Annotated in this window: 8 protein-coding genes and 1 pseudogene; all 9 read left to right on the forward strand. The window is 64.0% G+C overall.

The features are described 5' to 3' along the window. Positions 1 to 119: pseudogene (locus tag CWO89_RS48465) on the forward strand (sugar kinase); the annotation flags it as partial. Further along, positions 116 to 763 (forward strand): bifunctional 4-hydroxy-2-oxoglutarate aldolase/2-dehydro-3-deoxy-phosphogluconate aldolase, encoded by a 648-nt coding sequence (gene eda, locus CWO89_RS37830; RefSeq protein ID WP_130583448.1) that lies wholly within the window; start codon positions 116 to 118, stop codon positions 761 to 763. The pseudogene CWO89_RS48465 and the gene eda, both read left to right, overlap by 4 nt. A gap of 54 nt (positions 764 to 817) precedes the next feature. After that, positions 818 to 1,984 (forward strand): acetyl-CoA acetyltransferase, encoded by a 1,167-nt coding sequence (locus CWO89_RS37835; protein WP_130583449.1) that lies wholly within the window; start codon positions 818 to 820, stop codon positions 1,982 to 1,984. Positions 1,985 to 2,140: 156 nt separating this feature from the next. Further along, on the forward strand, positions 2,141 to 2,341 hold the full coding sequence (locus CWO89_RS37840; protein ID WP_130583450.1) for a hypothetical protein: 201 nt from the start codon (positions 2,141 to 2,143) through the stop codon (positions 2,339 to 2,341). A 130-nt stretch (positions 2,342 to 2,471) separates the two neighbouring features. Further along, positions 2,472 to 3,671: a CaiB/BaiF CoA transferase family protein gene (locus tag CWO89_RS37845; RefSeq protein WP_130583451.1), complete on the forward strand. Its 1,200-nt coding sequence runs from the start codon at positions 2,472 to 2,474 to the stop codon at positions 3,669 to 3,671. 11 nt (positions 3,672 to 3,682) lie between these two features. Further along, entirely contained in the window at positions 3,683 to 4,849 is a 1,167-nt protein-coding gene (locus tag CWO89_RS37850; RefSeq protein WP_130583452.1) for an acyl-CoA dehydrogenase family protein, read from the forward strand. Between the two features lie 178 nt (positions 4,850 to 5,027). Further along, complete coding sequence (locus CWO89_RS37855; RefSeq protein ID WP_130583453.1) at positions 5,028 to 6,164, forward strand: thiolase family protein; 1,137 nt, start codon at positions 5,028 to 5,030, stop codon at positions 6,162 to 6,164. Then, positions 6,161 to 6,520, forward strand: a complete 360-nt coding sequence (locus CWO89_RS37860) for a Zn-ribbon domain-containing OB-fold protein (RefSeq protein WP_130583454.1) — start codon at positions 6,161 to 6,163, stop codon at positions 6,518 to 6,520. Before CWO89_RS37855 ends, CWO89_RS37860 begins: the two co-directional genes overlap by 4 nt. A gap of 491 nt (positions 6,521 to 7,011) precedes the next feature. Further along, positions 7,012 to 7,539 (forward strand): carboxymuconolactone decarboxylase family protein, encoded by a 528-nt coding sequence (locus tag CWO89_RS37865; RefSeq protein WP_130583455.1) that lies wholly within the window; start codon positions 7,012 to 7,014, stop codon positions 7,537 to 7,539. Positions 7,540 to 7,668 lie beyond the last annotated feature (129 nt).

The following is a 7,668-nucleotide window of genomic DNA, read 5'->3' on the forward strand; positions in this document are numbered from 1 at the left end:
CGCGCGGCCATCGGCTGGCCGGCGTCGTGGTCTGCTATCCCGGCGCGATCATTCCGCGCTATGCCATGCCGCCGAAGAAAGTGCCGCGGCCGGCGAATTCCCGCAGGGTCTCGCAATGACATCAGCCAAACAGGAAACGCTCGCCACGCTGTTCAGCCAGGCCAAGATCATCCCCGTCCTGACCATCGAGCGGCGCGAGGATGCGGTGCCGCTGGCACGCGCGCTGGTCGCCGGCGGGGTGTACACCCTGGAGGTCACCTTGCGCACGCCGGTCGCGACCGAGGCGGCGAAGGCGATCATGGCCGAGGTGCCGGACGCGATCGTCGGCATCGGCACGATCCTGAGCCCCGACGATCTGGCCCGCGCCGAGGCGCTCGGCGCCAAATTCGGCATCAGCCCGGGTGCGACACCCGAGCTCCTGAAAGCCGCTGCCGGCAGCAGCCTGCCGTTCGCGCCGGGGATCGCCACCGCATCCGAATTGATGCTGGCGCTGGCGTACGGCTTCGACCTCGTGAAATTCTTCCCGGCGGAATCTTCAGGCGGTATCAAGGCACTTCGGGGGCTGGCCGGGCCGTTCCCGAACGCGCGGTTCTGCCCGACCGGCGGCATCGGGGAGGCCAATGCCGCCACCTGGCTGGCGGAGCCCAATGTGGTCGCGGTCGGCGGGTCCTGGCTCTGCCCGCCCGCCGAGGTCAGGTCCAACAATTGGGCCGGCATAACCGCCATGTGCGACCGCACCCTGAAATCGCTGAAAGCCGGGTGAAGTCCGGATACGGATCAGCTACAAGCGATCAGGAACATTTTTGGGAGAACGGCCATGACAGCCAGCATCGTGGGGTGGGCGCACACGCCCTTCGGCAAATTCGACGCGGAGACGGTTGAAAGCCTGGTCGTGCGCGTCGCCAACGAGGCGCTGACCGATGCCGGCATTTCGGCTGGCGACGTCGATGAGATCGTGCTGGGACATTTCAACGCAGGCTTCTCGCAGCAGGACTTCACGGCCTCGCTGGTGCTCCAGGCCGATCCGCAGTTCCGCTTCAAGCCGGCCACGCGCGTCGAGAACGCCTGCGCGACCGGATCGGCCGCCGTGCACCAGGGCATCCGCGCCATCCAGACCGGCTCCAAATTCGTGCTTGTGGTCGGCGTCGAGCAGATGACGAAGACGCCGGGACCGGAGATCGGCCGCAATCTGCTCCGCGCCTCCTATTTGCCTGAAGATGGTGATACGCCCGGGGGGTTCGCTGGCGTGTTCGGCAAGATCGCGCAGGCCTATTTCCAGAAATATGGCGACCAGTCCGATGCGCTGGCGCTGATCGCAGCCAAGAACCACAAGAACGGCGTCGCCAATCCCTATGCGCAGATGCGCAAGGATTTCGGCTTCGAATTCTGCCGCGCCGAGAGCGACAAGAACCCGTTCGTCGCCGGCCCCCTGAAGCGCACCGACTGCTCGCTGGTGTCGGATGGCGCCGCCGCGCTGGTGCTGACGGATTCGGAGACCGCCAAGACCATGGGGAAGGCGGTGAACTTCCGCGCCACCGCCCATGCGCAGGACTTCCTGCCGATGTCCAAACGCGACATCCTGCAGTTCGAGGGTTGCACGGTGGCCTGGCAGCGCGCCCTGGAGCAGGCCGGCGCCAAGCTTTCCGATCTCTCCTTTGTCGAGACCCATGACTGCTTCACCGTCGCCGAACTGATCGAGTATGAAGCGATGGGCCTGACGCCGCGCGGGCAGGGCGCCCGTGCGATCAAGGAGGGCTGGACGCTGAAGGACGGCAAGCTGCCGATCAATCCGTCCGGCGGGCTGAAGGCGAAGGGTCACCCGATCGGCGCCACCGGCGTCTCCATGCATGTGATGAGCGCGATGCAGCTCACGGGGCAGGCGCCCGAGGGTATGCAGTTGAAGAATCCCGAGCTCGCCGGCATCTTCAACATGGGCGGCGCCGCGGTTGCGAATTACGTTTCGCTGCTGGAGCCGGCGAAGTAGGCTGTAGGCGAAGCGGGCTGCCGTAGGGTGGGCAAAGCGAAGCGTGCACACCATCAAGCACTCCGCTGGTCACGGTGGGCACGCTTCGCTTTGCCCACCCTACAATGCTACGAATTGCCGCGGTGCACCGCGGCGCAGACTTTCGGAGCGTGTATCATGGGTAACGAAAGCTCGCTGTCGCTGGACGAACTCAACGATCGCATTGCGATTCTTGAAGACAACATCAGGCAGCTCATCGAACAGGCCGCCGCGGCATCCGGCGAGCAGAACGAGGCGCGTATTGCCGACCGCATCAGCCAACAGAATGACGAGCTCGAGCGGCTGATGAAGGAGCGCGACGCGCGGGCGAACAGATAACCCGCTACCCGCCGCGCATACGCCCATACGCGCGGCGCGCCTTGATCTTGCGGACGCCCTGCCGTTACTAGGTCCCCGGAAGCGATAACGCGGCCGTGATCGGCTGCCTTTCTGAGAGGATGACAAGGCTATGGGACCGCTGGAGGGCATCAAGGTCGTGGACATGACGACCGTTCTGATGGGGCCGTATGCGACCCAGACGCTCGGCGACTACGGTGCCGACGTCATCAAGGTGGAATCGCCCGACGGCGACGTCACGCGCCAGATCGGCCCGACCCGCCATGCCGGCATGGGCCCGGTGTACCTCAACACCAACCGCAGCAAGCGCTCGATCTGCCTCGACTTGAAGAAGCCGGCCGGGCGCGAGGCCGTGCTGCGCCTGATCGCGAAGGCCGACGTGCTCGTCTACAATGTGCGCCCGCGGGCGATGGCGCGGTTGCAGCTCGGCTACGACGTTGTCTCCAAGATTAATCCGCGGCTGATCTATGCCGGCGTGTTCGGCTTCGGCCAGGACGGACCGTATGCCGCCAAGCCCGCCTATGACGACCTGATCCAGGGCGCGACCGCGCTACCGGCGCTGATGGCGCAGACCGCCGACGGCGTGCCGCGCTACGTGCCGAACGCGCTGGTCGATCGCATCGTGGGACTGACCGCGGTCGGCGCGATCTGCGCGAGCCTCGTGCATCGCGACAAGACCGGGCAGGGGCAGCGTGTCGACATCCCGATGTTCGAGACCATGGCCGGCTTCGTCATGGGCGACCATATGGGCGGCCTCACCTACGATCCGCCGCTCGACCGTGGCGGCTACAAGCGCCATCTGTCGCCGGACCGCCGCCCCTACAAGACGAGCGACGGCTATATCTGCGTGATCGTCTACAACGACAAGCAGTGGGACAATTTCTTCACCGCCATCGGGCGCGACGATCTCCGCGAGGATTCGAGATTTGCGACCTTCGCCGGCCGTGCCGCCAATATCGATTGCGTCTACGCCGAGCTTGCGCGCATCCTCAAGACCAAGACCACCGCGGAGTGGAACGAGATCCTCGAGAAGGCCGACGTGCCGGTCATGCCGATGCACGATCTCGAGACCCTGTTGCAGGACCCGCACATCGTTGCAACCGATGTGTTTCCGGTCATCGAGCATCCGACCGAAGGTCGCATCCGCAGCATGAAGGTCTCGGCGCGCTGGTCGGAGACGACAGCCGAGCCGAAGCGGCTCGCGCCGCGGCTCGGCGAGCACAGCGTGGAGATCCTGCGGGAGGCCGGTTTCTCCGCCGACGAGATCGCCGCCATGCGCCGCGACGGCGTCAGCAAGACACCAGAGAACTAGGACAGAGACTGATGGATTTTGCGCTCTCGGCCAATCAGGAATCCATCCGCGATGCAGTGGCAAAAATCTGTGCGCGCTTTGACGACGCCTATTGGCTGAAGAAGGACAAGGAGGGCGGCTACCCCGCCGACTTCCACCGCGCACTGGCGGATGCCGGCTGGCTCGGCATCTGCATCCCCGAGGAATATGGCGGCTCCGGGCTCGGCATCACCGACGCCGCGATCATGATGCGCACGATTTCGGAATCCGGCGCCGGCATGTCGGGCGCGTCGGCCGTGCACATGAACGTATTCGGGCTCAATCCGGTGGTCGTGTTCGGCACCAAGGAGCAGTGCCAGCGCATGCTGCCGCCGATCATCGACGGCCGCGACAAGTCCTGCTTTGCGGTGACCGAGCCGAACACCGGGCTCAACACCACCCAGCTCAAGACCCGCGCGGTGCGCAAGGGCGACAAATACATCGTCAACGGCCAGAAGGTCTGGATCTCGACCGCACAGGTCGCCAACAAGATCCTGCTGCTGGCGCGCACCACGCCGCTGGAAGAGGTGCGGACGCCGACGCAGGGCCTGAGCCTCTTCTACACCGATTTCGACAAGACGCGCGTCACCGTGCACGAGATCGAGAAGATGGGCCGCAAGCCCGTCGATTCCAATGAATTGTTCTTCGAGAATTTTGAGATTCCAGTTGAGGATCGCCTCGGCGAAGAGGGGCGCGGCTTCGAATATATTCTGCACGGCATGAATCCGGAGCGCATCCTGATCGCGGCCGAAGCAGTCGGGCTCGGCAAGGTCGCGCTGTCGCGCGCGCAGGCCTACGCCAAGAGCCGCATCGTGTTCAACCGCCCGATCGGCATGAACCAGGCGATCCAGCATCCGCTCGCCAAATGCTGGATGGAGCTGGAGGCCGCATGGTTGATGGTGCTGTCGGCCGGATGGCACTACGACAACGGCCTTCCTTGCGGGCCGGCCGCCAACTCGGCAAAATTCCTGGCCGCCGAAGCCGGCTTCCGCGCCTGCGAACAAGCGGTGATGACCCATGGCGGCTTCGGCTACGCCAAGGAATATCATGTCGAGCGCTACCTGCGCGAATCCCTGATTCCACGCATCGCCCCGATCAGCCCGCAGCTCATCCTGAGTTTTATTGCCGAGAAAGTGCTGGGGCTGCCGAAGTCGTATTGAGGGCGGGTGATGATGGCGTCTCCACAGTTCACACCGTCATTCCGGAGCGCGCGCAGCGCGAGCCCGGAATCCATTTCTCCTCTTTCGCATGCGGCCCGATGGATTCTCCGATGTGCAATTGCACATCGTAGCTCGCCGCTGCGCGGCGCCCCGGAATGACGGAGGAGGAAGTAGCGTCATGAGCTTCATCACCGGCGTCGGGCTGACCTCATTCGGCAAGCACGAAGGCTCGTCCTCGCTCGACCTCATGAGCAAGGCGGCGCAGCTTGCGATCTCGGACGCCGGGCTGCAGCGGTCGGAGATCGATGGCATCCTCTGCGGCTACTCCACGGTGTCGCCGCACATCATGCTCGCGACAGTGTTCGCCGAGCATTTCGGCATCCGCCCGTCCTATGCCCATGCCGTGCAGGTCGGCGGCGCCACCGGGCTCGCGATGACCATGCTGGCGCATCATCTCGTCGATGCCGGTGTGGCGAAGCATGTGCTCGTGGTCGGTGGCGAGAACCGTCTGACCGGGCAGAGCCGCGACGCCTCGATCCAGGCGCTCGCGCAAGTCGGCCATCCCGATTACGAAGTGCCGCTCGGGCCGACCATTCCCGCCTATTATGGCCTCGTCGCTTCCCGCTACATGCACGAATACGGCCTCACCGAAGAAGACCTCGCCGAATTCGCCGTGCTGATGCGCAGGCACGCGCTGACCCATCCCGGCGCGCAATTCCACGACCCGATTACGATCGCTGACGTGATGGCTTCGAAGCCGGTGGCGAAGCCGCTGAAGCTGCTCGATTGCTGCCCCGTTTCCGACGGTGGCGCGGCCTTCGTAATCAGCCGCGAGCGGATTGGCGATGCCGGCGTGCGCATCCGCGGCTGTGCGCAGGCGCATACGCATCAGCATGTCACTGCGGCGCCGGCTTTAAGCGAACTCGGCGCCCAGATCGCGATCGCCAAGGCCAAAACGGTGTCCGGCGTTGCGATCTCCGATGTGCGTTACGCCGCGGTCTACGACAGCTTCACCATCACGCTTGCGATGCTGCTCGAAGATCTCGGCCTGGCAAAGCGCGGCGAGGCGGCCGCGCGCGTGCGAGCCGGATACTTCAATCAGGACGGCGAGATGCCGCTCAACACCCATGGCGGTCTTCTGAGCTACGGACATTGCGGCGTCGGCGGCGCGATGGCGCATCTGGTCGAGACGCATCTGCAAATGACTGAGCGAGCCGGAAACCGTCAGGTCCGCGACGCCTCGGTCGCGCTATTGCATGGCGATGGCGGCGTGCTGTCCTCGCATGTCAGCATGTTCCTGGAGCGGGTGCGATGAGCGGCAAACTTGCGGACTGGACCACGGGCGCGGAATCGATCGTCTATCAATCCTGCGCCGCCTGTGGCGCTGCGCAATATTTCCGCCGCAGCTTTTGCGCCGTCTGCGGCGCACCCGATCCGCAGGAGAAGCGCGCCAGCGGGGCAGGGACAGTGTACGCGACTTCGCTGGTCTGCCGCGCCGCCACGCCCGAGACGCGCGCGCATGTGCCCTACAACATCGTGCTGGTCGACATCGCCGAGGGTTTCCGCATGATGGCGCACGGCGAGAACGATCTTGCGATCGGCGACAAGGTGAACGCGCGGTTTGCGCAGTTCGCCGGGCGATTGGTCCCGTATTTTCAAAAGGTAAAGTGAACGACCGTCGTTATTCCGGCGTCATTGCGAGCGTAGCGAAGCAATCCATTTCGCCACTTGCGGAAGCATGGATTGCTTCGCTGCGCTCGCAATGACGGTTGTTGGTTGGCATATGACGACAGTCACCGCCAATAGAGCACAATGCCGGCGATGACGACCATTGCCGTCACCGCCAGCATTTGCGCAAGCGCCTCCGAGGCCGCCCTCCTGGTGGCTTCCTTCATGCCTGTCTCCCTAGACTTGGGCGTGACTCATCGTGGCGCGGAATCCGCGCAAGCGACGGCCTTTTAGATTGGTACTCTCGGAACACCCCGCGTCGGACATTCGCTCTGATTGAGTCCCCACTCGGCGAATATCGACGGTAGCAGGGTCGGCCAGCATTGCGGCGGCATTTTGACTCGGCTGTGTTGCTCCTGCGTCAAGCGCCAGATAGTGTCTTGGACCTTAACGGAACCCACGCAAAACGCGAAAAAAGAAACGAGACGGAAAGAATGGCCCGCATCGAATACAGCGATCCCGCCAAAGCCAGCGATCGCACCCGCGAAATTCTCGACAAGAACCGCAACGCCAATATCTTCCGCATGATGGCGCATTCGCCGAGTTATTTTGAACAATACTGCCGGCTCGGTGGCGCGATCCGACACAGAGGCGAGCTTGATCCGATCGTGCGCGAGCTTGCGATTACCCGCACCGGAATCCTGTGCGAAGCGCCATACGAAATCGTCGCGCACAAACGGATCGGCAAGAATGTCGGCGTCACCGACGAACAGAACGAAGCGCTGGAGAATTGGCAGTCCGCCACCTGCTTCAACGAAGTACAGCGCGCCGCGCTCGCCTTCACTGATGAGATCGTCAAGCTGAAGAAACCGACGGACGCCACCTTCAACGCGATCGCCTCGAAACTCTCGCCGGCCGCGCTCGTCGAATTGCAGCTCTCAGTCGGCTTCTACATCATGACCTCGAAATTCCTCGAGACGTTCGAGATCGATTTGCAGCCGGTCACGGAAGTGGTGGGCTGAGTCTTAGCTAAGGCCGCGAGCTCCCTTCGCCTCGCCCCGCCTGCGGGGAGAGGCCGGATCGCATCGTCAGATGCGATCCGGGTGAGGGGCTGCCTCCGCGAATACAACTGGCAGCAATGTTCGCGGAGG

This window comes from Bradyrhizobium sp. Leo170 (assembly GCF_004296405.1).
In the GTDB taxonomy this organism is placed as follows: Bacteria; Pseudomonadota; Alphaproteobacteria; order Rhizobiales; family Xanthobacteraceae; genus Bradyrhizobium.